Raw genomic sequence first — 24,926 nt, forward strand, 5'->3', positions numbered from 1 at the left:
ATGGAAAGTACAGAAAAGAAAGAAGCGTTAATGCGAATAAAAGCAGCTTCGAAAAATGAATTGTATCGAAAGTTATTTGACCAATATGGTACAGATTATTATTACGTTGTCGATGAAAGTGTAAAACGAAATATACCGTTTTTCTGGAAAAAGGATTATGAAATGTTAGTTGCTTTTCCAGAAGAAAAACAGGAAGAAGTGAATGAAGGTACAGCTCAATTTCATGAACAGTTAATGGATGTTGTGAATGATCCTTCAGAACAAATTGTGAAGGCGAATGGAATTCAATCAGTACTGCACAATTTAGAAAACGTAACGACTTCTATGTCATACGCGGCGATGCAAACAGGAAATAGTGAAGAATGGGCAAGAAAAAAAGAGAAACTATTAAAGCTGTTTGAAAAAGGAATTGTCGTGGTGAAACAGACGAAAGAAACGGAAGTAACGAAAAAGAAAAAAGTTGTGAAACAAGTCGTTCCGGTAAAGAAAGAAGAAGTAGTTACAAAGAAAGAAAACCAAGAATCTGTACCGTTTATTATTCAAAAAGTAATTCGGATGCTAGAACAAAACGATGTGGAACAATATTTCATTCATGCATATGCTGAAAAGTTAAAAATAAAGTTTGAAAATGCGACGATGATTACGGAAGAAGAAGTTATCAGGTACATATTGGAAGATATGAAATCTCATTTCAATACGGAAAACGTCTTTGAAAAAGAAGTACAAACAATTGCATTAATCGGTCCAACTGGCGTTGGTAAAACGACGACACTGGCGAAAATGGCATGGCAATTTCACGGTAAGAACAAAACAGTTGGTTTTATAACGACAGATCATTCGCGCATAGGGACAGTGCAGCAATTGCAAGATAACGTAAAGACAATTGGATCTGAAGTAATTGCTGTGCGTGATGAAGCTGCAATGACAAGAGCGCTTACGTATTTTAAAGAAGAAGCACGCGTCGATTATATTTTAATTGATACAGCAGGGAAAAATTATCGTACGTCAGAAACAGTGGAAGAAATGATTGAAACGATGGGACAAGTAGAACCAGATTATATTTGTTTAACGTTATCAGCTTCAATGAAAAGTAAAGATATGATTGAAATTATTACAAACTTTAAAGATATTCATATAGATGGTATTGTGTTTACGAAATTTGATGAAACAGCAAGTAGTGGCGAATTGTTGAAAATTCCAGCAGTATCATCAGCTCCTATTGTATTAATGACAGATGGCCAAGACATAAAGAAAAATATACATATCGCTACAGCTGAACATTTAGCGAAACAAATGTTACAAACATCGTAGAAAAGAGGTGAAGAATAAGGCGCTTGCCTTATTCAAACGAATATGAACGGTCTTTATATAGGTTCTATGGGCATGATGAATTACATGCAGCGCATTAATGTTCATTCGAATAACGTTGCAAATGCTCAAACGACAGGATTTAAAGCAGAAAATATGACGTCTAAAGTATTTGATGTACAAGACACATATCGCCGCGGAGATGGGGCGGTAACAAATATCGGTTCGGTCGATTACGCTGTAGTACCAGCTGGAACGCATGTGAATTTAGTACAAGGAAATATACAAATGACAAATAGCGCTACAGATTTCTTTTTAGATGACGGCGCGGCCGGCACAACATCATTTTTCGTTACTTCTAAAAATGATGAAACGTTTTTAACGAGAGATGGTAGTTTCACATTAAATAGTGATCGTTATTTACAAACATCATCTGGTGCTTTCGTAATGGGAGAGAATAATGAGCGTATTCGTATTCCAGAAGGAGCAAAGGTTGCTGTACAAGCAGATGGTACATTATATGATGAGGTAACACAAAATAATATTGCTCGTTTGCAAACAAAAACAGTAGATGCCGAAACGAATGCACGTCTCGTGCAACGTGAAAACAAAAGCTTTACACTAGCAGAAGGAAACATTGCTAATTTACCGAACGGAACAGGAATAGTAAAAAATCATATGCTAGAAAATTCAAATGTTGATATGACGAAAGAGATGGCAGATCTTATGACAGATCAAAAGATGATTCAAGCATCACAGCGCGTTATGACGTCATTTGATAAAATTTATGAAAAAGAAGCGAATGAAATATTGAGATAGTGGACTCCTAATAAAGGAGTCTTTTATTAATTTTAAATTTCAGAATTATCAATTGACTTTGCAGAGCTTCTTTTTTATATTAGTAGGTATAACTATAACTACTAAAGAGGTGAGAGTATGACAACGGCATTATATTTAGAAGATGCATACAAAACGAGTTGCGAAACAGAAGTGATAAGAGTAGAAGGGAATAAAGTATTTGTAAAAGAAACAATTTTTTATCCAACTGGTGGAGGACAGGAATGTGATACGGGTGTCATTGTACAAGATGGGTCTGTATTTGAAGTTGAAAAAGTAAAGAAGGAGCAAGGAGAAATAGTTCACTATATAAAAGACGAAGCACAAGTAAAGTTAGGTCCAGTTAAATTAGAGATAAATTGGGAAAGACGTCATAATTTAATGCGTCATCACTCTTTACTGCATCTTATCGGAGCTGTTGTTTATGAAAAGTATGGAGCTCTATGCACCGGAAATCAAATTTATCCTGATAAAGCACGTATCGATTTTAATGAGTTACAAGAGTTATCGAGCGTGGAAGTAGAAGAAATTGTTGAGGAAGTGAATAAACTTATTAAGCAAAATAAAGAAATTTCCACTCGTTATATGAGCCGCGAAGAAGCAGAAAATGCTGTAGGAATGATTAAAACAGCAATAAATCTCCTGCCAACTACTATCCAAGAAATCCGCATTGTTACAATTGAAAATTTAGACGAACAAGCTTGTGGAGGCACACATGTGAAAAATACGAGTGAAATAGGAACACTTGTTATTGATAAAGTAAAAAGTAAAGGGAAGCAAAATCGTCGTTTTGAAGTAAGAGCGATTTAGATTGTGAGGGGTTACCGATGGATGAAATTATAAAGGAATTACAAAAGTTGGGATTTTCCCAATATGAATGTAAAGCGTATATTGGATTGTTAAAACATTCTCCAGTAACAGGCTATGAAGTGAGTAAACAAACAGGAGTACCTCGTTCTATGATTTACGAGGTACTCGGTAAGTTAATGGATAAAGGAGCGGTGCATATTGTACCTTCTGAACCAGTTAAATATGTACCAGTACCAGCTACCGAATTAATGAATCGAATGCGAAAAGACTTTGAAAAGTCCTTTGAATTTTTAGATGAGAAATTAAATTGTTTAGAACAAGAGCGACAAATAGATGTAATTTCGCATATTCGCTCAAATGATCGTGTTTTAAAAGAAATATGCAATATAATTAATAGGGCAAAGGAAGAATTATGGATTTCTGTATGGGAAGAACAAGTGCATGAAATTGAGCCATACATTCATCAAAAGGAAGAGGAAGGCGTACATATATTTTCAATCTTATTTGGAGCTCCAGAAACAAAAATAGGAGCGACGTTTCATCATAATTATATGACGCCCCACGTTGTTGAAAAGAGAATGGGTGGTCATTTAACTGTTATTGCTCGTGATGGAGAGGAAGTATTAATTGCGAACTTCTCAAATGATAGCACTTCATGGGCCGTTACAACGTATGACCCAGCGCTAGTTCTCGTTGCTACAGAGTATGTGCGGCACGATATTATGGTTGAAGAAATCACAAAGGAATTTGGAGCTGATAAGTTAGATACGTTATGGCGTGAAAATATAGATTTAGTTCATGTCGTAACAGGAAAACGAACTTTAGAAGGAATGGAGGATGATAGAGATGAGTAAAGCTCAGGCACATGTAGCTTTGCAGAGTGACGATACATTTCAGCAAGGAGTAAAAGATTGTTTACCAACTGTATTTGGTTACTTGAGCATCGGTATAGCAGCTGGTGTAATTGCAAAAACAGCTGGTTTCTCCATCATTGAAATTGCATTTATGTCCACTTTAATTTATGCAGGTTCTGCCCAATTTATATTAGCTGGTATGTATGCAGCCGGTGCTCCTGCTTCCGCAATTATTTTTACTGTATTTTTTGTTAACTTGCGCCACCTTCTTATGAGTGCTGCACTTGCACCGTACTTTACGAAAATTCCTCTATTTAAAAACCTAATCATCGGTTCGCAAATTACAGATGAAACTTTCGGCGTTGCAGTGCAGCATGCTGCGCAAAAAGGATATTTAGGTGAAAGATGGATGATAGGGCTTAATGTAACAGCGTATTTAAATTGGATTCTTGCCACTATCATTGGCGGGCTATTTGGTGAGTGGATACCAGATCCACATACATACGGCATGGATTATGCATTACCAGCGATGTTTATCGGATTATTTGTTCTTCAGCTCATAAGTAGTAAACCGAAACTAGCAATTCATTTAAGTGTTGCAATTGTAGCGATTATTATCGCATACGTTTCACACCTATTTATGCCAGATAGTATAGCGGTTATTATCGCAACCTTACTAGCTGCGACGATTGGAGTGTTGATTGAAAAATGGAAATGAGATTAGATGTATTATTACTTTTACTAGCAGCAGGAGCTGTTACAATCGTGCCACGTATTTTACCTCTACTCGTATTTAGCAAACTACAAATTCCTGACTGGGGTTTAAAATGGTTAAATTACATACCAATTGCGATATTAGCAGCGCTTTTAGCACAAGTTTTATTTATGCATGAAACGATGCAGTGGGATTATCTTATTGCAGCAATTCCAACATTTCTTGTAGCGATATATACTCGTAGTTTATTAGGTACAGTATTAACGGGAGTGATTGTGATTATTTTGTTACGTTTCCTTTTCTAAAAAGGATTACACTCATATCATAGCGAAAAGTGTAATAACATGAAAAATATAGGGGTGGTGTTATGATACTTTTAACGATAGGAGCAATTTTGTTAACGTTATTTATTTTCTTTATTATCGGCTTTATTACGTTTATGATGTTTGTTGATAAGGCGACACCTCAAATATATTATACACCTTGTGAATCAGTGACAGTGAAAACTAAAGGTAAACATAGAAGGAAGAAAAGTTGAAAGTTGGCTTTTCTTCCTTCTTCTATTACATCCCGGAAAGAACTAACAACAATAATCCAAATGAAAAACTAGTCAAGGAAAGAAAACCGATACATATGGAGAATACACGATTATTTCCCCATTCACGCCAGAAAGTTATAAAACCTAAAATACAAAGGAAAAACCAAATGGGTAGGAATAGGAACTCACTAATTTTCTCGGGAAGTAACGAATAAAAAGTTGTTACATATAAGATCCAATTAGTAAAAAATAAAAGGCAAACGATAATAGATTGTAAGTAGGGGCGGTTGAAAAATAGCCCTTTTTTTACGGTTTTAAAAATGATAGTTAGCGCTGAGATAAAGGCAATGAGTATGAAAACAAGTAAGGGTAATGTCAGCGTCATTTTGAGTCTCCTGTATAAGATTGTTTTTATCACGCATGGGCAGTAAGACCCACACCTTAAAACTCAACGTAAGAAAAGAGATTAGGTGGGGGATGACCCCCCCCACTGATTGAAGTTTCACTTTACAAGAAATGAATCTATTAAATTGTATGCTTGTTTTGTAGAGTGCCCGTTATATTTTTCAGTGTACGGATTTAGAAATCCATGTTCACCGTGTAGTTGTTTTATTTCTAATAAAGGATTCTTTTGTTGCTGCAATGTGTGAATTAAAGAGGATACTGAAAAACTAGCTTCTTTTTCAGGGAATATAAGTAATGTAGAGCATGTAGGCTTTATGTGAACATAGTCGCGTATACGAGAACCGTAACATCCGATAATAAAATCTATTTTCGGATTGTTACTACATAGCCATGAGATGGTAGCTCCAACACTAAAGCCGATAAGTCCAATATGTGTATAACTACTAGAAAGATGAGAAATGAATTCTTCAATTTGCTTTTTTCCATCATCAAATCCAATATGATTTACAAAATGTTCATATGCCTTTTCTTCATCACGATAATGAAATGCATGTTGTAAGTGTAGAAGATTAGGACAGAATACGTCTATATGAGATGAAGTAAAGTGCTGGGTAACGTGATGCATATGGTCGTTCACACCATATATTTCATGAACAATAACGAGAGCTAATTTTTCCTTCATAGTTATAAAGTACCTCTATGAAACTTAAATTCTTTCTCAACAAGACAAATACGCAGGTGGAAGTTTTCATACCATTGCTCACGACCTCTTTTTTTCGCTTCTTTATGTAAGGTGTTCTTCTTCCAATTTTCAATCGCATCAAGTGATTCCCAATAAGAAATTGTTATTCCGAGTCCAGAATTACCTCGTGCACTTTCTACACCTAAAAATCCAGGTTGTTGCTTTGCAAGTTTCTCCATTTCTTCGGCAACGGTATTATAGTCAGTTGTATTATTTGATAAATTAGAAGTGAATATAACTGCATAATAAGGCTGGTTTTTTTCTAAATTAGATGCCATTATTTTTCCTCCTTAATGTATAGTACGAATAATTAATCCATAGTTTGTATTTTAGCAGGTCACAAAGAGAAAAGAAGTAGAAAATTCTTATTTTTTCAGCTCATGTAAAATAAAGAGTTGAAGAAATTTATAATAAGTAATCTGAAAGAAGAAAAATGCCACTTCAAAAGAGAAGTGGCATTTCTTATATTTCCTCTAAGCTATTAACTGGAACAGTTAATTCGCGTCCTGGGTTTTTTACTTCATATATGCGGGCGGTTTCATTGCTTTCATCGACGTGTTGAATCATAACAGGCATGCCTTGAAAATTGACATTGGCTTGTTCTGCTGACATAGAAAGCTCTATTGCACGTTGTATATTCATTTATATTCCTCCCATCATTATTATCTTTGCTAAAAAAGAGGAATAATATACCATTTAGAGACATTCTTAAAGTTTTTGTATTATTTGTAATGTTTCTTTAATAAATGAAGTGAAGATGGAATCAGGATAGGCCTGTACGATTTCATATGCTTCTGTTACTTCTTCAAGAGCTCTTTTTTTATCATTAAGTTTCACATAACAAAGAGCGCGATATGCCCCAGCTGTTGTAAGCCGTGCGTGATCAAGTGGATGGTTTATATAATCTGGTATGATAGCGCGTTGCAATGTTTTTAAAGCTTCTTCGTATTGTTTTAAACCATACAAAGCTTTTCCTTTTTCAAGATAATATGATCCATCATCTTGAAAAATTGGCTCATCTTTTAATTTTTCTCGAAATTGTTCTAAATGTTCTAATGCAATTGTATATTCATTAGCAATTGTGTTGTAGTAGAAAGCTTTTAAAAGATCAATAACCGCCGCAGAGAAATTATCTTCTGTAAAAATGGCGAATTGCTCTGATTTTTTTATGTAATGTAAATATTGTTCTTTATCAGCCGTGATTACTTTTTGATAAGATAAAATACGATAAAATTCATCTGTTTTATAATACACTTGATGTTTTTTTGAAAATGCAAGTGCATCTAAAATGACACTTTCACATTGTTCGTAATCACCACATGCAAGAAAAATAATTGCTTCATATAAATATAATTCGATATGTATAATGAGATCCATTTCTAAATGTTTCTCTTCATAGTCATTTCGGATACTAGCTATAAGTTGTAAACATTCAGCATATTTTTTACGTGTGAATATCGTAAAGGATAATTTTAATTTTGTTTCCGTACTATCCCGGTATAACGTATATTTCTCAAAAATAGAAGTAGCCTTTTCAACGTAATATTCAATATTGTAATCTTTCATTTTAGCCGCAGCTGTTACAAACTGTTTATATAAACGAGCAGTATTCAAAGTGGGAGGTAGCTCTTTTTGAACGATCGGTAGTAAAACCTCATATACTTCATCGTACTTGTTTGCTTTTATTAGTTTCTCCGTTTGTTGAATGAGTCTTACAATTTCTACATCATCTTCTTCTAATAAAAAACTCGTTTCACATTCAAGTTTGTCAGCGATATATTGTAGTGTTTTCATAGAAGGTGTAGCTTTTCCATTTTCAATTTGACTTAGCATACTTTTTGTGAGTTCTGAACCTGCTAGATCAGTTTGAGTAAGCTTTTTTTCTTTTCGTAACGTTTTAATTTTTTCACCGAGAGTAGCCATATAATTGCTCCTTTATAGTCAGAAAGTTAAATGTCATTAAACTTTTTGTTGTAAAAATTGGAAAGTTAATTATATAATAAGTTTAACACAATTTAACTTTTAAGGGGAGAGTGTCAAAAATGGGGGATATAAGTATAGGACAAAATGATTCAAGAATGAAGATTGCAACGAGAAATATTATTTTAATAATGATTGGGAAAATGACGTCTTTGCTAGGAGCCGGTATTTATACGTTTGCAATGGGATTATACGTATTAAAGACAACGGGTTCAGGAATGGGGTTTGCAACTACGCTTATTTGTGGATCGATTCCAAGGCTAATCTGTGGACCAATTGCTGGTGCTGTAGCTGACCGCGTCAATCGAAAATGGCTTGTCATCGGTACCGATTTGTTAAGTAGTTTAACAATGTTTATTATGTTTATCCTTACAACTACTTTTGGGCCATCACTTCTGTTTATTTATGTTTCAGCAGCATTATTATCAATTTGTGCGAGTTTTTACTCTGTTTCATTAACTTCATCTATTCCAAGTTTAGTAGATGAAGGACGTATTCAAAAAGTGAGTGCCTTGAACCAGACGGCAGCATCTTTATCAAATATTTTAGCACCGATTATTGGCGGAGTTGTATTTGGTTTCTTTTCAATTAAATCGTTTTTCCTATTGAATAGCATTACATTCTTTTTAGCGGTTGTTGTGCAATTGTTTATCGTATTTGATTTATACAAAAAAGAAAAGGCTGAAAGTAAAGAGCATTTCTTGACGAGTATAAAAGAAGGGTTTTCATATGTGAAAAGACAGCATGAAATATATGGTTTAATGAAAATTGCAGTAGGGGTAAACTTTTTTGCGAGTGCACTTTTCGTTTCACTTCCATATATTATTGTTCAAAATTTGCATCTATCTTCGAAACAACTCGGTGTTGTAGAGGGAATGTTAGCAGTTGGGATGTTAATTGGTGCAATTGCGTTATCAGTACGTAAAGAAGTGAATGATCCGTTTCGCTCTGTTTATATTGGGTTGTTTTTATTTGCGAGTTTGAGTTTATGTACAGTGTTTCCATTAGTAGTCACCATCCCGAAAGTAGCAAGTTTTATTTACTATATCGCTTTTATGATGTTAACTGGTATATCAATGATGGTTGTAAATATCCCGATGCAAGTACATTTGCAAAAGACGACAGATCCAAGTTATTTAGGACGCGTTTTCGGCTTACTTGAAACAATTTCTACTGCAATCGCACCGCTCGGTATGATTGTGTATGGATTATTATTAGATATGTTGCCAACTAGCATTGTTATGATGACATTAGGCGTAGGTTTATTGTTAGTTGTATTAGTAGGAGTAAAGCAACATATGGCGAAAAAACAACTAGATGTGTCCGCTTAAAAATAAGAAAATAATAAAAATTTGACTTATCATTATAAAAATGACTAAATTAGTATTTTAGTTTTTGAAACTCTTTTTCATGTATGTTAAAGTAAAGTGAGCTTGCAAAGAAAAGGAGACAACAGCATGAAAAAATTAAGTTTTGTTATGCTTTTTCTATTAGTCGTAATGGCTGGATGTAGCAATTATGACACATATATTGAAACAGGTATGCAATCATTGAAAGATGAAAAGTATAGTGATGCAACAATGTGGTTCGAAAAAGCAGAAAAAGAGAAATCAGGAAATGAAGCGAAATCATATAAAGAAGTTGCTGAGAAAATGGATCAGGGAGCAACAGCATTAAAAGACGGTAAGTATTTAGAAGCGAAAGACATTGCAAATGAAGTGTTACAAAAGAAAAAAGATGATGAACTTGAAAAAGCTGTAATATCAAATGCAGAGAATATGCTTCAAAAAGCAAAAGATGTGGAAGAGAAAGTAAATGAAAGAGTGGCAAAGCGTAGAAAGGTAGAAGAAGAGGGAATCGATAAAATTATTAAAGCTGTCGATAGTATAGATGAAGTGAAAGAAAAAGAGAAGAAAGTATCAGAAGCATTAGATAAGGCTGAAGAGGCGCAAGCAAAAATTGAGGCAAAGAAAAATAAATAGATTTATAGTTTAAAAGGCTGTCGTGCATAACGACAGCCTTTTAATTTTTTGTTGCAAATGAAGTGATGCTCTGTAGTAAAAAAGAAATGATTTTAGAATTCCATCTGTCCTCATGATGAATCGTATAAATATTACGCTGAAATTCAAATTCAGGGATTGGTATATAGCATAGCTCATTTCGTTGTATTTCTTGTTCGATAGCAAGTTTAGAAATCAAGGCAATTCCATTACCATATTTTAAAATTTGTTTCATCGTTTCTAATGAGTCTAATTCAATTTCTGATTGGAATGTAATGTTATGCGCTAACGTCCATTGTGTAAGTAAATCTCTTGTTGTAGATGGGTTACGATGCAATAGTATGCGTTCCTTTTCTATATTTTGTAACGATACATTGTCTTTCTTTGAAAAATGATGTTCTTTGGAAAAGGCAAGAACAAGTGTATCGGGCATTATATTCGTTTGTTTTAAAAGTGGTTCATCAAATGGAGCAGCGGAAATTATCCCAAGATCGATTTCGTGATTTTGTAGCATCATTCGAATTTCAGGGGCTGTTTTCACTAGTAGCGTTATTTTTATATTGGGAAATTCACATTGAAATTGATGAACGACTGCTGGCAAAAGATAAGTCGCTGGTACATAACTAGCGCCGATTGTTATAGCACCTTTATGAAAATCTTTAAACTCTTGCGTGACACGTCTAGCTTCTTTCATAAGTGCATCTATTTTACAAGCATAATGGTGCAAAGCCTCACCAGCCTCTGTTAAGAAATACCTTCCAGAACGTAATTCGAATAAAGACACACCGAGTTCTTCTTCTAAGCTTTTTATATGAAAAGTAATAGTTGGTTGTTTAACGCCAAGTTTTTCTGCAACGATTGTAAGCTTTTTGTATTTCTTAATAAGTACTACAATTTCTAATTTTAAGAGATTCATTATGAATTGCCGCCTTTTTTATTTTAACTATAGAAAAAATCTATAGAAATAAATAGTTTATTAGAAGTTTTTTAATTTAATCTTTACAGTACATTAACATTCAGTATAAATCTTCCATATAGAATGAAAGCAGGTTAAGAATGAGGGGAGAGAGGTGAGACGATGGATATTAAAATTAATGGATTAGAAAAAACATTTGGAAAAACACAAGCGTTAAAGCCGTTGCAGATTGTAATGAAACAAGGGGAATTCACTACACTTTTAGGACCTTCGGGATGTGGGAAAACGACTTTACTTAGAATGATAGCAGGACTTGAAGAACCGGATAAGGGAGAAATATATTTTGGAGACCAGTGCATGTATTCTGCTACAAAAAAGATAAAGACATCTCCTCATGAACGGAATATCGGTATGGTATTTCAAGATTTTGCTTTATGGCCGCACATGACTGTTTTTGAAAATGTTGCATTTGGTTTAAGAGCTACAAAGCAAATGAATCATTTACGAGAAAAAGTAGAAGATGCGATAAAGCGTGTTCGCCTGCAAGGTATGGAGAAAAGGTATCCGCACGAACTTTCTGGTGGACAGCAACAACGTGTCGCATTCGCTAGAGCAATTGTAACAAAACCTCATTTTATTTTGTTTGATGAACCGCTAAGTGCACTCGATGCAATTTTGCGAGAAGAAATGAGAATAGAGCTTATGGATATCGTTCATTCCATTGGTTTAACTGCACTGTATGTTACTCACGATCAAACAGAAGCAATGTCAATGTCAGACCAAATTATTGTCATGAAACAAGGAGAAGTATTACAAAAAGGAACACCGGAAGATATTTATGTGAAACCGTCTCATGAATTTGTTGCCAAATTTGTTGGTAAGGCGAATTGGCTTGTAGAGGGTGAAAAAATGATTCGTCCAGAGCATGTGAGTTGGACAAAAAATGATGTGTGCGAAATGTATACAGGTGAAATTCAGCATGTTACATATGTAGGAGAACGTTATGAAGTGAAAGTAAATATGGGGACTTTAGGCATTTGGACAGCCTATCACAATAGTAAGCTAAGCATCGGGAAACCAGTATCGTTATATGTACCAAAAAAATGTATTCATCATATAGGGGGAGAATCGTATGAAGAAATTCAGTTCGCTTAAGTCTTTATTTGTATGTACTTTACTATTTTCTACTGTAGTAACAGGTTGTAGTTCAAAGACAGGTAATGCAGATGCAAAAAGTAAAAATATGAATGAAAAGAAAATTGTTGTATATAGTGCAGGGCCAAAAGGGTTAGCAGAAAAAATTCAAAAAGACTTTGAAAAGAAAACTGGTATAAAGGTGGAAATGTTTCAAGGGACAACTGGTAAAATTTTAGCGAGAATGGAAGCTGAAAAGAAAAATCCAGTCGTTGACGTTGTCGTACTCGCTTCCTTACCAGCGATGGAAGGATTAAAGAAAGAGGGTCAAACGTTAGCTTATAAAGAGGCGAAACAAGCTGATAAGCTGCGTTCTGAATGGTCAGATGATAAAGGCCATTATTTCGGGTATAGTGCTTCAGCATTAGGGATTGTGTACAATACAAAAAATGTGAAGACGGCGCCTGAAGATTGGAGCGATATAACGAAAGGAGAATGGAAAGGGAAAGTGAATCTTCCAGATCCAGCACTTTCAGGTTCAGCTTTAGACTTTGTAACAGGATACGTGAAAAAGAATGGACAAGATGGATGGAATTTATTTGAGCAGCTTAAGAAAAATGAAGTTACAGTAGCAGGAGCAAACCAGGAAGCGTTAGACCCAGTTGTAACAGGTGCGAAAGATATGGTCATTGCGGGTGTTGATTATATGACGTATAGCGCAAAAGCAAAGGGTGAACCTGTTGATATCGTATATCCAAAAAGCGGAACAGTTATTAGCCCACGTGCAGTGGGGATTATGAAGGATAGTAAAAATGTTGAAGGTGCAAAAGAGTTTATTGATTATTTATTATCCGATGATGTACAAAAACAAGTTTCTAAAGCGTATTTATTGCCTGGTAGAACAGATATAAAAGCTGAAAATAGACAAAATGTAGAAGAGATTCCAGTATTAAATATTGATTGGAAAACAGTTGAGAAAGAGCAAGATGAAATAGGGAAACAATTTAAGAAAGTATTTCAATAAGATGGTGATTCCATGGTAAATCGATTCGTATCAGTAAGACAAGTTGGAATGACGGTAGCGTTATTACTTGTGGCGATGTTAATCGTCATTCCACTTTTTCTTATTTTATTTTCTAGTGTATATGAAAATAGCAGTTGGAATTTTTTAAAGCCTTTTGAGGTGATGCAGAGTGGTGGATTAGCGGGGATTTTTCTAAATTCGATGCTTCTAGGTGTACTCGTTGTAATAGGTGCTACAATATTTGCATTTCCATTGGCATTTATTATGAGCAAAACAGATGTAGGAAAGTATAGTAAGTTAGATATTGTTTTTATGATTCCATTTATGACACCGCCGTATATTGGATCGATGGGCTGGATTTTGTTCATGCAACCTAACGGCTATTTTGAACAATTTTTTCCGATGCTAAAGACAGTTTCATCATCGTTTTTTAGTTTAGGAGGTATGGTCTTAATTATGAGTCTGCATTTATTCCCATTTCTTTATTTCATGCTGAAAAACACGTTACTTCAGATTGGGAGTAGTAAAGAAGAAGCTGCAGCAGTTCATGGCGGAAGTTTTTTCTATCGCTTAAGAAAAATAATATTGCCGTTATTAGTATCAAGTTATGTAATGGGTGCTTTACTCATTTTCGTAAAGACGATTGCTGAATTTGGAACACCGGCTACATTCGGACGTAGAATAGGATTCCACGTGTTAACATCAGAAATTCATAAATTTATTTCGAGTTGGCCAATTGATTTTAGTAGTGCAACAGCATTATCTTCTTTATTACTTAGTGCTTGTATGCTCATTTGGTATATGCAAAATGTATTGAATCGAAAGTATTCATATGCAATGGTTAGTGGAAAAGGTGTGAAATCTAAAAGATATACTTTGTCTATATTTACGCGCGTTGTAGCATGGATGTATGTAATTGGTTTATTAATCGTATCAATTGGAATTCCATACTTTTCTATACTTATTGCTTCTTTTTCAAAATTAAGAGGCGGCGGTTTACATGTAAATAACTTTACAACAAGTCATTATGAGGCATTGTTTACAATGGGGTCTCCGGGATTAGAGGCTTTATGGAATAGTTTTCTTTTTTCACTCGTAACAGCGATTATTGCGGTAATGATTGGAGTCTTTTTGGCACTTATGATTCGAAAGGGGAAAAAAACCTCTGAAAAATGGCTTGATATGTGCGGTATGTTACCGAATATGGTACCAGGAATCGTTATGGTTGTAGGTCTTATTCTATTTTGGAATTCACCATATATGCCTATATCAATTTATAATACACCAATCATGGTTATCGTAACGTATGTTGTTCTGTTTTTACCTTACACGGTGCAATATGTAAAATCATCACTCGGACAAATTGATGATTCTCTCGTGCAGGCAGGAAGTATTTTTTCTGGAAATTATATTTATATTTTTAGAAAAATAATATTGCCTCTTATTATCCCAGGCATTCTTGCCGGATGGGCGATGATATTTACAATTTCAATAAGAGAGTTAGTAGCATCACTTCTCGTATTACCTCCATCAGTAGAAACGTCAGCAACGTTTATTTTTGCTCAATTTGAACAGGGTGAAGTATCTATAGGAATGGCGATGGCCGTTGTTTCTGTTGGACTTACAACAATGTGCTTATTACTGCTGCAACATATGGAGCAAAAGCGAAAAGGGGTAGCATGATGAGAGTGGAAGTATGGGGAGGAGCAGGAGAATACGGTCGCTCTTGCTATTTTGTAAAAAATAAAGAGACGAAAATAGTATTTGATTGTGGTATTAATCGATCTTATGAGAATGGTTATCCAAAAATAGAGAGAGAAGCTGTTCCATTTTTAGATGCGGTATTTTTATCACATATTCATGAAGATCATACGATGGGTTTACCTTTATTAGCGAAGTATGGCTATAAGAAAAAAATTTGGACGACTCGTTATACGAAGGAGCAACTGCCGTTATATTATGAAAAATGGAGAAACTATAATGTGATGCAAGGATGGAATTTACCTTATAGCGACCAACATATAAAAGATTTAAATTATGTATGTATTGATGAGATTAGCAATCCAAATGAATGGTTACAAATTACTCCTACATTGCGGTTTCAGTGGGGGTATAGTGGGCATGTATTAGGAGCTGTTTGGTTTTTAGTTGATATGTGTAATACATACGTATTTTATTCAGGCGACTATTCAGCAGAGTCTAATATACTACGAGCTAATTTACCTGAGAAATTGGGCCACAATATAAAAGTTGCAATTGTAGATGCCGCTTATCACACAGATGAAGTTTCGCAAAATGAAAGATTAGACGACCTATGTGCAGAAATTGAACGAGTTATGCAAAATGAAGGAATAGCATTATTACCGCTGCCACAACTTGGTAGGGCGCAAGATATAGTATTGTATTTATATGAACGATATAAAGAATTTCCGCTTATAGTAGATAAAGAAATTTTGGCTGGATTTGAAGAGATGTTCATATATAAAGGTTGGATAAAAAATAATGAAGAACTTAAATGGATTATGGAGAGTTTAAAAAGAAACATAATAGTTATGGATAATGACATTAGTATGCAAAATAGTTACGGAATAGTTGTAATGAGTGATGCGAATATGCAAACGAAACGAGCACAGTTATACTATGAACAACTTCGGAATGAAAAACGGAATGCCGTTATTTTTACTGGGCATATTGCGAAAGGGAGTTTTGCAGAAAAAGTTATGAAAGAACATGTAAGGAGTACATGTAGGGTGAAGAGAGTTCCGTATAAAGTTCACCAAAGTATAAGAGACGTTAAAGAGATGCTAAATACATTATTACCAGAACATACGGTGTTAGTGCACGCTTTGAAAGAGGATACGGATCGATTACAACAAAAGCTAAGTACAGCAGGGTATGAAAATGTATATTCACTTGCAATGGAACGTATAGAAGTCATTTGAAATGTAAAGGGGATAGGTATATGAAAAAAGTATTTGTATTCGTAAGCATTTTCTTTTGTTGTTTCCTTTATAACGTTAAGGAAGGGTTTGCAGCTAGTCCAATGAAAGCTAGTTTTGAAGTAAAGTTATTATTGAAGCCAGAACAAGTATTAGGTGATAACAAAGAGATGAAGCAAGAGGTGCTAGAACATTTCCAGGCTGGTACAAAATATGAAAGAATACAAGTGCAATTTTTAGATACTGCGAATAAAAGTTTAAGTGAGGAAGGTTGGTTTGCTAGAATTCGAAAGAAAGAATTTAGTAAAGATTTTGAACTAACATATAAAAAAAGATATCCTATTCCAAATGGTGTAATTCAAGATGCACTAGAAGTAGCTAAAAAAGAAGGATTCGATAGTAATACGGATAGTTATGAGGCGGAAATAGATTGGGGATTTGAGAAGAAAACATTAAGCATTTCAAATAAGAAAAGTTACAGCGCTAAAGGATATGGGATACTTGATTTACCAAATGAACAAGCTGCTCAAAACATGTTAATAGAAAAATTACCAGGGAAAATGAACAAATGGTTGTATACAAATTGGGGAGAAGAAATGTTAAAGAATTCCCGTATTTACGGTCCTGTATTAATGAAACGATATACAGGAGAGTTTGAAAACATAAAAGCAAATATTGAAATTTGGCCATTAAGTAATACCGGAAAATTAGAAGATGACTTCGTAATAGAAGTGTCATTTAAAACAAATGAAGAAAGTATTGCGACAAAGCAAAGGGAATTATTAATGGCGAGTTTAGAGAAAAAAGGCTGGTTGTTACCGAAAGATAGTTTGAAGACAGAGCTTATTTTTCAGTAAATGAGAAAAAAAGGAATCCATATTTCTTGGATTCCTTTTTCCAATATATGAGTATTAAGCTAAGTCAGCTGACACGAACATATCACTATTTTGAAGGTTTTTAGAGCGTAAACTATAAGCAACTACCTTCTTTTTATATTGTTTTACAACATCAACATGCTCTTCATGACTGTAAATATAAAATGTGAAATCTTTTTTACCCCGTTTTGCATTGATAATTAAGGGAGTGCCTTCATTATGGGGTGGTGCATAATAGCGATCTAAAAATAAACCTTCGTTAAAATCATGAATAATTTTTGATTTCTGTTCGCCTTCTACGTTATTTCCGTGAATTGTAATAGTCACATTCTCTTCTTCAAGTTTTGGATGTGTTTCGTACTTGCTAATAATGGATTCAATAACAGTGTTAGGAAGGCTAGAAACGATAATTTTAAATGCTCCAAATACAACTAACATTACAATAAACCAAGTCGTCATAGTATATCATCCCCTTTATTCTATTTAATAATATAACTCATATGGTAATAGTACATATGGTGAAGTTTTGTATAATTTGTGAAAAATATGCCATTTTCACGAACGAAATGTTAGAAAAATCAATTTTGTTACAAAAAGTTGAAATCGAAGTATTTTAAAAGAAAAAGGTTTATAATAAAAATATAACTAATAACCACATTACTAATTATAAGGAAGTGTAACTATGAGTACTGTAGCAATCGTATATGGTATTATTCTTTCCACAATTATTGTTTTGTTTTTCGTTGGGGTTTCACGTTATATTCATAAATGGAAAGAAGGCGTTGCGAAATTAAATCACATTGAAGAAGAACTTAGTGATTTAATGTTACATCATGGTAAGTAAACATTTATTTTTTAACTAAACAATGTGAAGAATATCACAAAACGTGCTTTCCTAATGAAGGCATGTTTTTTTGTTGTTTAAGAAAAGAAGTATTTTTGTATAAATAATCTAATTATTACTTAAAAAGGGAAATTTATTTAGTATAATATATAATATGTTTATTTTAGGGGGAGTATCATGAGGGGATTAAAAGTTGTTGGAATTATAGCTGGAATTACTATAGTAGGCTGTATAGCTTTCTTTTCAGTGAAGGAATATGTCAATTCCAAAGAAGACTCTAATTATGTGCTAAATTACATAAAAGAACATAAGGATGATAAAACAACTTCTTTAATTGTTAAAAGAAATGGTGAAACATTGACATCAATAAATGAAAAAGAAAAATTACCGCTAGCAAGTATGTCGAAAATCGTTATAGCAATTGAATATGCTAAGCAAGTAGCTGAAGGGAAAATAAGAAAAGACGAGAAAATTTCATTGAAAGAATTAGAAAAATACTATGTGAAAAATACTGATGGTGGTGCACACCCTGCATGGCTAGATGATGTAAAAGGTAAAGAGTTAGTGAAGGGTGGTCAAACTTCTTTAGAAGAAGTAGTGAAAGGAATGATCCATTATAGTTCGAATGCGAATGCATCATATTTATTGGACAAGCTTGGAGCAGCGCGGATAAATGAAAGTTTGAAAGAGTTAGGCTTAAATAGTCACGATGAATTTTATCCAACGTATACAGGGGCATTATATATGAGGGGCTATGTTGAAAAAGAACTGCATATTCCTCAAAATAAAGCATTGGACAAGCTACGTAATATGTCTAATGATGAATATGTTAAGCATGTATGGCAAATACATGAATGGATGAAAGACGAGAAAGAATGGACAAAACGCGAGATATCGTTAAAAGCCGATATGGATTTTCAGCGTATTTGGTCAGATCGGTTTATAGGTGCAAATGCGAAGGATTACATGAGTTTATTGGAAAAGATAAATAGCAGAAATTATTTTACACCACAAATGCAAGGTGAGGTTGAGAATATATTTAAAGGAACCGTAGGAGAGGGTATATTCGAATTTGCTGGACAGAAAGGTGGTTCTACGGCATTTGTATTAACAAATAGTTTCTATGGTACTGATAAAAAAGGGAATAAGATTGAGATTGTCTTTATGATGAACAATTTGAGTGAAAAAGCATTTGAAAAACTTCTAAGTAATATGGATTACTTTATTCGAGATATTGTCATAAGTGAGGAATTCAGAAATAAATTATAATGAAATAATTTTATTATGAAAGGGGCACTTATGAAAAGTGCTCTTTTGTAATACAGGATTTTCCAATCTTATTATTGAATATAGATGGAAAATAAGATTGGAGGTTAAAAAATGACAACAATATATTTCGTTCGCCATGCCCATTCTACATATACAAAAGAAGAACGGGAACGACCTTTATCTGAAAAAGGGCACTGTGATGCAGAAAATGTAACGCATTTATTAAAAGATAAACATATTGATGTTGTTATTTCTAGTCCTTACAAAAGAGCAATCCAAACTGTACAAGGAATTGCGAATACATATAAATTATCAATACAAACTGAAGAAGATTTGCGTGAAAGATTATTGAGCACAGAGCCAGTATCAAATTTTAATGATGCTATGCAGAATGTGTGGAAAGATTGGAGTTTTGCATACGAAGGCGGAGAATCGAATACTGTAGCACAAAAGCGCGCTGTAATATGTATACAAAATATATTAAAAAAATATGAAGGTAAGAATATTGTAATAGGTACGCATGGAAATATTATGGTATTACTAATGAATTATTTTAATTGGAAATATGATTTGGAGTTTTGGAAAACACTTCATATGCCTGATGTGTATAAATTAAATTTTGATAAAAATCGTTTCATTTCTGCTGAAAGAATAGAGAAAACAGGTCATCGGTTAAATATTTTGTAAAAGTTTATCAAAAAAAGAGGAAAGAGAGAAGTTATTGTAGAAGTATGACTTTGTAACATAAAAATTATATGTTAAAGGAGGCTGTTTACATGTTTGAGAAAGAGAAAGAAGGGCTTATTGAAGTTCACAACGTATATGAAATTGCACCAGCAGATGGAACAATTATTGGTATGGCAACAGAAGAAGAAATGGAAATTGCTGCTGAACTAGAGCTGCAGTACTATGCCCATTCTCGTTTGCTAGAAGCAAATATTCAGTTAGACGGTTCCTCCTATAAAGAGTTACTTCAGGAGTTCCAGGAGTACGAAAGAAAATCAATGAGCTTTTGGCGAGCAATACATAAGCGTTTAGCTGTGCCATGGGCATGGGTATTACGTATTGATGTTGCGAATGGCCCTATTTATGTAAGTAATGGGAATGCTTATTACGAAGAAATCGATGATGAAGAAGATTATGAATAGATAAGTAAGGAAGCAACTTTAGTTGCTTCCTTTTTTATTTATAGAGATTGAACAGCCCCAATAATAATATCAGGCCGATCAATTTCGATTCCGTGACCAGCATGTTCGGCAAGTATATATTGGCTATGTATTGAGAGTTGTAATTGTTCATGGATCAGTTCTTGCCACATTGCTTCAAGTTGTGTTGCTTCCTCTTTTGGCATGCCACCATTAGTCAATTGAGTAATAGAATATTGAGGATCTCTACCGATAACGATTAATGGTATTTCTAATGTTTTACATAGCTCTTTTAGTGAGAGAGCACAGTTTTTCCACTCCGATAGTTCAGAAGCTGTCGCTTTATATAATGAAGGCGAGGTAGAGAATCCAATTTGCTGTTTTGATTGATCGGTGAGAATAGGTTTTAGTTCATTATAAAGTGTGTCTACATCCATTTTGGAGTATGTATTATATTTTTCAAGCCACATATCATCCGAGTCAGTTTGATCAGAAATTGGTAAATGAAGTTCATCTAAACGGTGTAAGTTCATCGAAGTAGAATCAACTAAAATAAGTGCTTGCAGCTTATCTTCATGTAACATCGCAAAATGTTGTGCACATAATCCTCCATAGGAATGACCGATTAGAATAAATGGTTCTTGAATAGCTAGTTTGTTTAGTAACATATGTAGCTCTTTTGTAACTTGCCTTATTGTACGTGGCTGATTTCCTAGCTCACTTTTCCCGTAACCTGGGCGATGGTATGAAACGACTGTAAAGTGCTGTGAAAGCTTTTTTATAATAGGAAGCCAATCATAAAATGAGCAAGTCATTCCGGTTTGAATGACTACAGTTTGTTTACCACCTCCTTTTATATGTACTTCTATATTTTGCCCCATTATTTCTACAAATTTATGAATGTTAATTCCCCCTAAGCTTGAAATAATTTTTGAAAAGCAAAAACGATACACCAAACACCTATACCGAGTAGGACAGATGTACTAAGTGTAAATGAATTTTTTAAACCAATATAGACAATAAATAATAGTAGTGCTGATGCGGGGAATCCATATAATACCCCTAAAGCAAATTGACTCAATTCTTGTTTATTCCCGCCTTCAAATGAAATCCAAAATAGACTAAGTAAACTTACGAGAGGAAGAGCAGCAATAAAGCCACCTATCGTACTGTAGTGTTTAGCGACTTCAGTGATAACGCCGATAATAAGTGCCGAAACGATTACTTTAACGAGGAAATGCATATTTTGCCTCCTTCGCTAATAACGAAAATGCTTTTTCAATTAATTGTTGTTCTTCTTTTGATAACTGTGATTCTAATATTTTTATCTTTTCTTTATCTAGTAAAGTATGTTTTTCTAATACTTCAATTCCTTCAATTGTTAATGTAAGGTTTACCACTCTTTCATCTTTTTTATTTCTCTCTTTAACGATGAACCCCTTTTGAATAAGGCGCTTTATATGTTCAGATGCTGTGTTATGAGAAAGACTAAGCTCAGTAGCGACTTTTCCAATTGTTATATCTTTCTCACGAGAAACGATTTGTAAAATACGAATTGCTTGGTGGGAAAGATTGTCCTCGTATTCGTATCGTAAGTGATAATAAATGCTCTCCCAATGTTGATTAATGTTGTTCATAATAATAAATCCCCTTTTTTATATCGTATAGTAAGATATATTCGTTGTTTTAGAAATAAAATCCTTTTATTTGGATAAAAAATGTTGAAAAAGTTTATTTTTATTGAAATATAAGGTAATCTATGTGTAAAGGTATACATTTAGCAAGAGAGAGGATGATAGTTGTGAATACATTCAAATGGATGAGTCATGAACAGATGTATGTAGATGAAATACATGTTGAAAAATGTGGTCCTCTTTCAGTCGGCGTATATGGGGGAAATCAAGAAAGTGATGCATATGAACGAGGAGATGCGGTACTTGCTTGGTGGGACCCTGAATTACAATTTGAATTTGTTATGATTTTTGATACACACCACAAAACAAAAAATATTGATTATATAATAGAAGCAATTTCAGAAAGAAAAGAGAAATTAAAAGAGTTATTTTCCTATCCAATACATTTAGCTTTTCATCATACACATATGTACTTATTAGCGTTATTTACAGATGAGTTATTTATTAAAAAGTGTGATCAAGATGATGAGGAACTCGCTTGCTTAATTTGTTTACGAAAAGGCGAATTTTTATATTGGTTATCAGTTGGTGATTGTTTCGCGTATTTATTCCATTCTGAGAAAACGAAAAATGGAAAAGGACGATTAAATAAACGGAAAAATTACGAATATATTGGCAGGAAAAATATTTTTGCAGCAAATACACCTTGCTTTACGTCAGGTGTAAGAGGATTAGAAAAAGGAATGAATCACATTGTAATGGCAACGGACGGTATTTTAGAGTGTGACAAACGAAGGTTTGATGATGATCAATCTTTAGTAGAAATATTACACGACGGAAATAGCTTGCAGATTGAGCCCGTATTAACAAATGTACTGCAGTGGAAAGGTAGAGACTGTGCCACGATTATTGGATGGTCTATTGATACTGATAATAAACAATGTGCTAATTAATATAAAAGGAGTTCAAGGTTTTTATCCTTGAACTCCTTTTTGTTAAGCAATATGGATGTGATATGTTTTCAACCATTCATTTACTTGTAGCATATACTCCATGGCACTTCTTGCTTCAAAATTGTTAATCACTTTATTACTTTGATCAGCAATTGAAAGTAAGATGGAATGGTTAATAAGTGAGAAAATAGGATTGTTTTTATTGTTACACATATCAAGTGTTAAATTACGGATTGTTTGTAAGTAGTGTGGATCTTGTGAAGTTGGATAAGCGCTTTTTCTTCTATTGCGTACATCGTCAGGTAAAGCTGGTTGTAGTGCTCTACGTAAAATGCCTTTTTCAATATTATCAATACTTTTTATGTTGAAAGGAACATTCCATAAATATTCAACTAATCTATAATCGCAAAACGGTACACGAACTTCAAATCCAACAGCCATACTCATACGATCTTTACGGTCAAGTAAGAAAGGAAGGAATCTTGTTAAAAATAAATAAAACATTTGACGTTGTTTCGCGGATTTTTTACTTTCGCCTTCAAGAGTAGGTACTTCAAGTATCGCTTCTTGGAATCGTGTATCAATATAGTCTTCTAGATTACATTGGTTACTTACTTCATTTAGTAGAAGAGGAGATGTATTTTTCCAATTTGTTAGCCAAGGAAACTTATCTACATATAGTAGTTCTTCTTGATGAAACCAAGGATATCCACCGAATACTTCATCAGCCGATTCGCCGGATAAAGCTACGGTCGCATCTTTTTTCATTTCGCAAAATAGTAAATATAGTGAAGTTTCCATTTCACCAGCACTCGGTAAATCTTTTGCATGAAGGGGAACGAATAAGTGATTTGCTAATTCTTCAGCATTCACAATAATATCATGATGCGCTGTCCCGACATGTTCAGAAACGCGTTTTACCCAAGGAGCGTCTAAACCAGTGCGAGCAAATGTCAGTTCGAAATCTTTTGCGCTATTTACAAAGTCAACAGAATACGTATGAAGTGTTTTATTTTCAGCAGCAAATTCTTTACCCGCAAGTGCAGTAATACCGCTAGAGTCTAATCCGCCTGATAACATACAAACGAGAGGAACATCGGCAATTAATTGTCTTTTTACTGTATCTTGTAAAATAGATAAAATATGCGAAGATGTATCTTCTATAGAGTCTGTATGGAACTTACTTTCTAAATTCCAATACTTAGTAACTACTTTTTTATGACGTGTAAATGTTATAGAATGTCCAGCACGTACTTCTTGAATATGTTTAAAGACGCCACATCCTGGAGTGCGAAATAAGCCTAATCCAAATATTTCATTTATTCCATTCGCATCAATTTCAGCAGGGACAGATGGATGCGCTAATAATGCTTTAATTTCAGAGCCGAAAATAATACTGCCATTTCTTTCTGTAAAAAAGAGTGGTTTTACACCTAAATGATCTCGTGCTAAAAACAATTGTTGCTTCTGATCATCCCATAAGGCAAAAGCGAAAATTCCGTTTAAATGTCGTACGCAGTCTTCTTTCCATTCTAAATAAGCATGTAGTAATACTTCTGTATCTGAATGGGTTTCAAATGCATGCCCACATTTTTGAAGCTGCTCTCTCAGTTCACGGAAATTATAAATTTCTCCATTATAAGTAAGAGCATACGTATAATCACCAGCACGAAATGTCTTAGGCTGTGTCCCGCCTTCTGGATCAATTACAATTAAACGCCGGTGTGCAAAGGCCGCATGAGGTGAAAACCAAAATCCTTCAGCATCCGGACCACGATGCTCAATACTATTTGCCATCTTTTTTAAAATAACATGTTGATTTGAAAGGTCTTCCTTCCAATCTACCCAACCTGTAATTCCACACATACACATCTCATCTCCTAATTTTAAAAATAGATTAATGAAATAAAATGTACACTAAATTAAAGAGTGACTATATAAATAGTGTACTACATGAATTAAATTGCAGACTTGAGAAAGTTTTCTTTGAATGCATAGTTATGT

At 34.0% G+C, this 24,926-nt stretch carries 31 protein-coding genes; 20 read left to right on the forward strand and 11 right to left on the reverse strand.

Features of this window, described 5'->3' with window-relative positions:
* From flhF to HFD78_RS04305, 7 genes are all read left to right on the forward strand, one after another.
* Positions 1–1,311: a flagellar biosynthesis GTPase FlhF gene (gene flhF / locus HFD78_RS04275; protein WP_061655901.1), complete on the forward strand. Its 1,311-nt coding sequence runs from the start codon at positions 1–3 to the stop codon at positions 1,309–1,311.
* Positions 1,312–1,353: 42 nt separating this feature from the next.
* Positions 1,354–2,127: a flagellar basal-body rod protein FlgG gene (locus HFD78_RS04280; RefSeq protein WP_098450799.1), complete on the forward strand. Its 774-nt coding sequence runs from the start codon at positions 1,354–1,356 to the stop codon at positions 2,125–2,127.
* A 117-nt stretch (positions 2,128–2,244) separates the two neighbouring features.
* The gene (locus HFD78_RS04285) at positions 2,245–2,955 is read left to right on the forward strand and encodes an alanyl-tRNA editing protein (RefSeq protein WP_000205394.1); all 711 of its coding nucleotides are present in this window, start codon (positions 2,245–2,247) and stop codon (positions 2,953–2,955) included.
* A gap of 17 nt (positions 2,956–2,972) precedes the next feature.
* Positions 2,973–3,809: a TrmB family transcriptional regulator gene (locus HFD78_RS04290; protein WP_000343357.1), complete on the forward strand. Its 837-nt coding sequence runs from the start codon at positions 2,973–2,975 to the stop codon at positions 3,807–3,809.
* A complete protein-coding gene (locus HFD78_RS04295) occupies positions 3,802–4,527 on the forward strand; it encodes an AzlC family ABC transporter permease (RefSeq protein ID WP_000030478.1) in 726 nt (241 codons plus the stop codon). The genes HFD78_RS04290 and HFD78_RS04295 overlap by 8 nt, the downstream gene beginning before the upstream one ends.
* Positions 4,518–4,829 (forward strand): AzlD domain-containing protein, encoded by a 312-nt coding sequence (locus HFD78_RS04300; RefSeq protein ID WP_000425938.1) that lies wholly within the window; start codon positions 4,518–4,520, stop codon positions 4,827–4,829. Before HFD78_RS04295 ends, HFD78_RS04300 begins: the two co-directional genes overlap by 10 nt.
* Before the next feature lie 62 nt (positions 4,830–4,891).
* Positions 4,892–5,062 carry a DUF3951 domain-containing protein gene (locus tag HFD78_RS04305; RefSeq protein ID WP_000602236.1) on the forward strand — a complete coding sequence of 57 codons (171 nt, stop codon included), beginning with the start codon at positions 4,892–4,894 and terminating at the stop codon, positions 5,060–5,062.
* A 25-nt stretch (positions 5,063–5,087) separates the two neighbouring features.
* Here HFD78_RS04305 and HFD78_RS04310 read toward each other — a convergent pair whose 3' ends face one another.
* The 5 genes from HFD78_RS04310 to HFD78_RS04330 all read right to left on the reverse strand — a co-directional run bounded on the left by HFD78_RS04310 (position 5,088) and on the right by HFD78_RS04330 (position 8,132).
* Positions 5,088–5,447 carry a hypothetical protein gene (locus tag HFD78_RS04310; RefSeq protein ID WP_097862929.1) on the reverse strand — a complete coding sequence of 120 codons (360 nt, stop codon included), beginning with the start codon at positions 5,445–5,447 and terminating at the stop codon, positions 5,088–5,090.
* 117 nt (positions 5,448–5,564) lie between these two features.
* A complete protein-coding gene (locus tag HFD78_RS04315; RefSeq protein ID WP_000660114.1) occupies positions 5,565–6,149 on the reverse strand; it encodes a dienelactone hydrolase family protein in 585 nt (194 codons plus the stop codon).
* Positions 6,150–6,151: 2 nt separating this feature from the next.
* The gene (locus HFD78_RS04320; RefSeq protein WP_000157887.1) at positions 6,152–6,487 is read right to left on the reverse strand and encodes an antibiotic biosynthesis monooxygenase family protein; all 336 of its coding nucleotides are present in this window, start codon (positions 6,485–6,487) and stop codon (positions 6,152–6,154) included.
* A 184-nt stretch (positions 6,488–6,671) separates the two neighbouring features.
* On the reverse strand, positions 6,672–6,851 hold the full coding sequence (locus tag HFD78_RS04325) for an H-type small acid-soluble spore protein (protein WP_001025731.1): 180 nt from the start codon (positions 6,849–6,851) through the stop codon (positions 6,672–6,674).
* Positions 6,852–6,917: 66 nt separating this feature from the next.
* A complete protein-coding gene (locus HFD78_RS04330; RefSeq protein WP_097862930.1) occupies positions 6,918–8,132 on the reverse strand; it encodes a transcriptional regulator in 1,215 nt (404 codons plus the stop codon).
* 119 nt (positions 8,133–8,251) lie between these two features.
* On the opposite strand from HFD78_RS04330, the gene HFD78_RS04335 reads away from it, so the two are divergent.
* Complete coding sequence (locus HFD78_RS04335) at positions 8,252–9,520, forward strand: MFS transporter (protein WP_191968054.1); 1,269 nt, start codon at positions 8,252–8,254, stop codon at positions 9,518–9,520.
* 126 nt (positions 9,521–9,646) lie between these two features.
* Positions 9,647–10,171, forward strand: coding sequence for a COG3014 family protein (locus HFD78_RS04340; RefSeq protein ID WP_000736440.1), 525 nt, complete (start codon positions 9,647–9,649; stop codon positions 10,169–10,171).
* Positions 10,172–10,211: 40 nt separating this feature from the next.
* Here the strand turns inward: HFD78_RS04340 and HFD78_RS04345 are convergent, their stop codons facing one another.
* Positions 10,212–11,105 (reverse strand): LysR family transcriptional regulator, encoded by an 894-nt coding sequence (locus HFD78_RS04345; protein WP_001050594.1) that lies wholly within the window; start codon positions 11,103–11,105, stop codon positions 10,212–10,214.
* A 162-nt stretch (positions 11,106–11,267) separates the two neighbouring features.
* On the opposite strand from HFD78_RS04345, the gene HFD78_RS04350 reads away from it, so the two are divergent.
* Genes HFD78_RS04350 through HFD78_RS04370 form a run of 5 tightly spaced genes read left to right on the forward strand, consistent with a single transcriptional unit; the run spans position 11,268 to position 17,059 of the window.
* Positions 11,268–12,260, forward strand: a complete 993-nt coding sequence (locus HFD78_RS04350; RefSeq protein ID WP_000351799.1) for an ABC transporter ATP-binding protein — start codon at positions 11,268–11,270, stop codon at positions 12,258–12,260.
* A complete protein-coding gene (locus HFD78_RS04355) occupies positions 12,238–13,263 on the forward strand; it encodes an ABC transporter substrate-binding protein (protein WP_000714718.1) in 1,026 nt (341 codons plus the stop codon). Before HFD78_RS04350 ends, HFD78_RS04355 begins: the two co-directional genes overlap by 23 nt.
* A 12-nt stretch (positions 13,264–13,275) precedes the next feature.
* A complete protein-coding gene (locus HFD78_RS04360; RefSeq protein ID WP_000248168.1) occupies positions 13,276–14,946 on the forward strand; it encodes an ABC transporter permease in 1,671 nt (556 codons plus the stop codon).
* A complete protein-coding gene (locus HFD78_RS04365) occupies positions 14,943–16,205 on the forward strand; it encodes an MBL fold metallo-hydrolase (protein ID WP_033667922.1) in 1,263 nt (420 codons plus the stop codon). The genes HFD78_RS04360 and HFD78_RS04365 overlap by 4 nt, the downstream gene beginning before the upstream one ends.
* Positions 16,206–16,225: 20 nt before the next feature.
* On the forward strand, positions 16,226–17,059 hold the full coding sequence (locus tag HFD78_RS04370) for a hypothetical protein (protein ID WP_000755306.1): 834 nt from the start codon (positions 16,226–16,228) through the stop codon (positions 17,057–17,059).
* A gap of 54 nt (positions 17,060–17,113) precedes the next feature.
* Here the strand turns inward: HFD78_RS04370 and HFD78_RS04375 are convergent, their stop codons facing one another.
* Positions 17,114–17,536, reverse strand: a complete 423-nt coding sequence (locus HFD78_RS04375; protein ID WP_000214589.1) for a YfmQ family protein — start codon at positions 17,534–17,536, stop codon at positions 17,114–17,116.
* Between the two features lie 41 nt (positions 17,537–17,577).
* On the opposite strand from HFD78_RS04375, the gene HFD78_RS04380 reads away from it, so the two are divergent.
* The 5 genes from HFD78_RS04380 to HFD78_RS04400 all read left to right on the forward strand — a co-directional run bounded on the left by HFD78_RS04380 (position 17,578) and on the right by HFD78_RS04400 (position 20,338).
* Positions 17,578–17,694: a hypothetical protein gene (locus tag HFD78_RS04380; protein WP_001987133.1), complete on the forward strand. Its 117-nt coding sequence runs from the start codon at positions 17,578–17,580 to the stop codon at positions 17,692–17,694.
* A gap of 65 nt (positions 17,695–17,759) precedes the next feature.
* Entirely contained in the window at positions 17,760–17,921 is a 162-nt protein-coding gene (locus tag HFD78_RS04385) for a hypothetical protein (RefSeq protein WP_000108701.1), read from the forward strand.
* 177 nt (positions 17,922–18,098) lie between these two features.
* A complete protein-coding gene (locus tag HFD78_RS04390) occupies positions 18,099–19,190 on the forward strand; it encodes a serine hydrolase (RefSeq protein ID WP_001214673.1) in 1,092 nt (363 codons plus the stop codon).
* Positions 19,191–19,301: 111 nt separating this feature from the next.
* A complete protein-coding gene (locus HFD78_RS04395) occupies positions 19,302–19,877 on the forward strand; it encodes a histidine phosphatase family protein (protein WP_000208268.1) in 576 nt (191 codons plus the stop codon).
* A gap of 89 nt (positions 19,878–19,966) precedes the next feature.
* Positions 19,967–20,338, forward strand: coding sequence for a hypothetical protein (locus HFD78_RS04400; protein WP_000461766.1), 372 nt, complete (start codon positions 19,967–19,969; stop codon positions 20,336–20,338).
* A 38-nt stretch (positions 20,339–20,376) separates the two neighbouring features.
* Here the strand turns inward: HFD78_RS04400 and HFD78_RS04405 are convergent, their stop codons facing one another.
* Genes HFD78_RS04405 through HFD78_RS04415 form a run of 3 tightly spaced genes read right to left on the reverse strand, consistent with a single transcriptional unit; the run spans position 20,377 to position 21,972 of the window.
* Positions 20,377–21,288: an alpha/beta fold hydrolase gene (locus HFD78_RS04405; protein ID WP_116291471.1), complete on the reverse strand. Its 912-nt coding sequence runs from the start codon at positions 21,286–21,288 to the stop codon at positions 20,377–20,379.
* Positions 21,249–21,578 carry a DUF3147 family protein gene (locus tag HFD78_RS04410; RefSeq protein ID WP_000545641.1) on the reverse strand — a complete coding sequence of 110 codons (330 nt, stop codon included), beginning with the start codon at positions 21,576–21,578 and terminating at the stop codon, positions 21,249–21,251. The genes HFD78_RS04405 and HFD78_RS04410 overlap by 40 nt, the downstream gene beginning before the upstream one ends.
* Positions 21,562–21,972, reverse strand: coding sequence for a MarR family winged helix-turn-helix transcriptional regulator (locus HFD78_RS04415; protein ID WP_001059785.1), 411 nt, complete (start codon positions 21,970–21,972; stop codon positions 21,562–21,564). Before HFD78_RS04415 ends, HFD78_RS04410 begins: the two co-directional genes overlap by 17 nt.
* Before the next feature lie 122 nt (positions 21,973–22,094).
* Between HFD78_RS04415 and HFD78_RS04420 the strand changes: the two genes are divergently transcribed.
* Entirely contained in the window at positions 22,095–22,922 is an 828-nt protein-coding gene (locus HFD78_RS04420) for a PP2C family serine/threonine-protein phosphatase (RefSeq protein WP_001999549.1), read from the forward strand.
* A gap of 42 nt (positions 22,923–22,964) precedes the next feature.
* Here HFD78_RS04420 and asnB read toward each other — a convergent pair whose 3' ends face one another.
* On the reverse strand, positions 22,965–24,788 hold the full coding sequence (gene asnB / locus HFD78_RS04425; RefSeq protein WP_000333936.1) for an asparagine synthase (glutamine-hydrolyzing): 1,824 nt from the start codon (positions 24,786–24,788) through the stop codon (positions 22,965–22,967).
* Between the last annotated feature and the right edge of the window lie 138 nt (positions 24,789–24,926).

The sequence above is a fragment of the Bacillus sp. EKM501B genome (assembly GCF_011800505.1).
In the GTDB taxonomy this organism is placed as follows: Bacteria; Bacillota; Bacilli; order Bacillales; family Bacillaceae_G; genus Bacillus_A; species Bacillus_A cereus.

Excerpts from the sequence above, each read along its gene's own strand:
- flhF (WP_061655901.1), top strand. The coding sequence starts at position 1 with ATGGAAAGTACAGAAAAGAAAGAAGCGTTAATGCGAATAAAAGCAGCT.
- HFD78_RS04280 (WP_098450799.1), top strand. The coding sequence starts at position 1,354 with ATGAACGGTCTTTATATAGGTTCTATGGGCATGATGAATTACATGCAG.
- HFD78_RS04285 (WP_000205394.1), top strand. The coding sequence starts at position 2,245 with ATGACAACGGCATTATATTTAGAAGATGCATACAAAACGAGTTGCGAA.
- HFD78_RS04290 (WP_000343357.1), top strand. The coding sequence starts at position 2,973 with ATGGATGAAATTATAAAGGAATTACAAAAGTTGGGATTTTCCCAATAT.
- HFD78_RS04295 (WP_000030478.1), top strand. The coding sequence starts at position 3,802 with ATGAGTAAAGCTCAGGCACATGTAGCTTTGCAGAGTGACGATACATTT.
- HFD78_RS04300 (WP_000425938.1), top strand. The coding sequence starts at position 4,518 with ATGGAAATGAGATTAGATGTATTATTACTTTTACTAGCAGCAGGAGCT.
- HFD78_RS04305 (WP_000602236.1), top strand. The coding sequence starts at position 4,892 with ATGATACTTTTAACGATAGGAGCAATTTTGTTAACGTTATTTATTTTC.
- HFD78_RS04310 (WP_097862929.1), bottom strand. The coding sequence starts at position 5,447 with ATGACGCTGACATTACCCTTACTTGTTTTCATACTCATTGCCTTTATC.
- HFD78_RS04315 (WP_000660114.1), bottom strand. The coding sequence starts at position 6,149 with ATGAAGGAAAAATTAGCTCTCGTTATTGTTCATGAAATATATGGTGTG.
- HFD78_RS04320 (WP_000157887.1), bottom strand. The coding sequence starts at position 6,487 with ATGGCATCTAATTTAGAAAAAAACCAGCCTTATTATGCAGTTATATTC.
- HFD78_RS04325 (WP_001025731.1), bottom strand. The coding sequence starts at position 6,851 with ATGAATATACAACGTGCAATAGAGCTTTCTATGTCAGCAGAACAAGCC.
- HFD78_RS04330 (WP_097862930.1), bottom strand. The coding sequence starts at position 8,132 with ATGGCTACTCTCGGTGAAAAAATTAAAACGTTACGAAAAGAAAAAAAG.
- HFD78_RS04335 (WP_191968054.1), top strand. The coding sequence starts at position 8,252 with ATGGGGGATATAAGTATAGGACAAAATGATTCAAGAATGAAGATTGCA.
- HFD78_RS04340 (WP_000736440.1), top strand. The coding sequence starts at position 9,647 with ATGAAAAAATTAAGTTTTGTTATGCTTTTTCTATTAGTCGTAATGGCT.
- HFD78_RS04345 (WP_001050594.1), bottom strand. The coding sequence starts at position 11,105 with ATGAATCTCTTAAAATTAGAAATTGTAGTACTTATTAAGAAATACAAA.
- HFD78_RS04350 (WP_000351799.1), top strand. The coding sequence starts at position 11,268 with ATGGATATTAAAATTAATGGATTAGAAAAAACATTTGGAAAAACACAA.
- HFD78_RS04355 (WP_000714718.1), top strand. The coding sequence starts at position 12,238 with ATGAAGAAATTCAGTTCGCTTAAGTCTTTATTTGTATGTACTTTACTA.
- HFD78_RS04360 (WP_000248168.1), top strand. The coding sequence starts at position 13,276 with ATGGTAAATCGATTCGTATCAGTAAGACAAGTTGGAATGACGGTAGCG.
- HFD78_RS04365 (WP_033667922.1), top strand. The coding sequence starts at position 14,943 with ATGATGAGAGTGGAAGTATGGGGAGGAGCAGGAGAATACGGTCGCTCT.
- HFD78_RS04370 (WP_000755306.1), top strand. The coding sequence starts at position 16,226 with ATGAAAAAAGTATTTGTATTCGTAAGCATTTTCTTTTGTTGTTTCCTT.
- HFD78_RS04375 (WP_000214589.1), bottom strand. The coding sequence starts at position 17,536 with ATGACGACTTGGTTTATTGTAATGTTAGTTGTATTTGGAGCATTTAAA.
- HFD78_RS04380 (WP_001987133.1), top strand. The coding sequence starts at position 17,578 with ATGGTAATAGTACATATGGTGAAGTTTTGTATAATTTGTGAAAAATAT.
- HFD78_RS04385 (WP_000108701.1), top strand. The coding sequence starts at position 17,760 with ATGAGTACTGTAGCAATCGTATATGGTATTATTCTTTCCACAATTATT.
- HFD78_RS04390 (WP_001214673.1), top strand. The coding sequence starts at position 18,099 with ATGAGGGGATTAAAAGTTGTTGGAATTATAGCTGGAATTACTATAGTA.
- HFD78_RS04395 (WP_000208268.1), top strand. The coding sequence starts at position 19,302 with ATGACAACAATATATTTCGTTCGCCATGCCCATTCTACATATACAAAA.
- HFD78_RS04400 (WP_000461766.1), top strand. The coding sequence starts at position 19,967 with ATGTTTGAGAAAGAGAAAGAAGGGCTTATTGAAGTTCACAACGTATAT.
- HFD78_RS04410 (WP_000545641.1), bottom strand. The coding sequence starts at position 21,578 with ATGCATTTCCTCGTTAAAGTAATCGTTTCGGCACTTATTATCGGCGTT.
- HFD78_RS04415 (WP_001059785.1), bottom strand. The coding sequence starts at position 21,972 with ATGAACAACATTAATCAACATTGGGAGAGCATTTATTATCACTTACGA.
- HFD78_RS04420 (WP_001999549.1), top strand. The coding sequence starts at position 22,095 with ATGTGTAAAGGTATACATTTAGCAAGAGAGAGGATGATAGTTGTGAAT.
- asnB (WP_000333936.1), bottom strand. The coding sequence starts at position 24,788 with ATGTGTGGAATTACAGGTTGGGTAGATTGGAAGGAAGACCTTTCAAAT.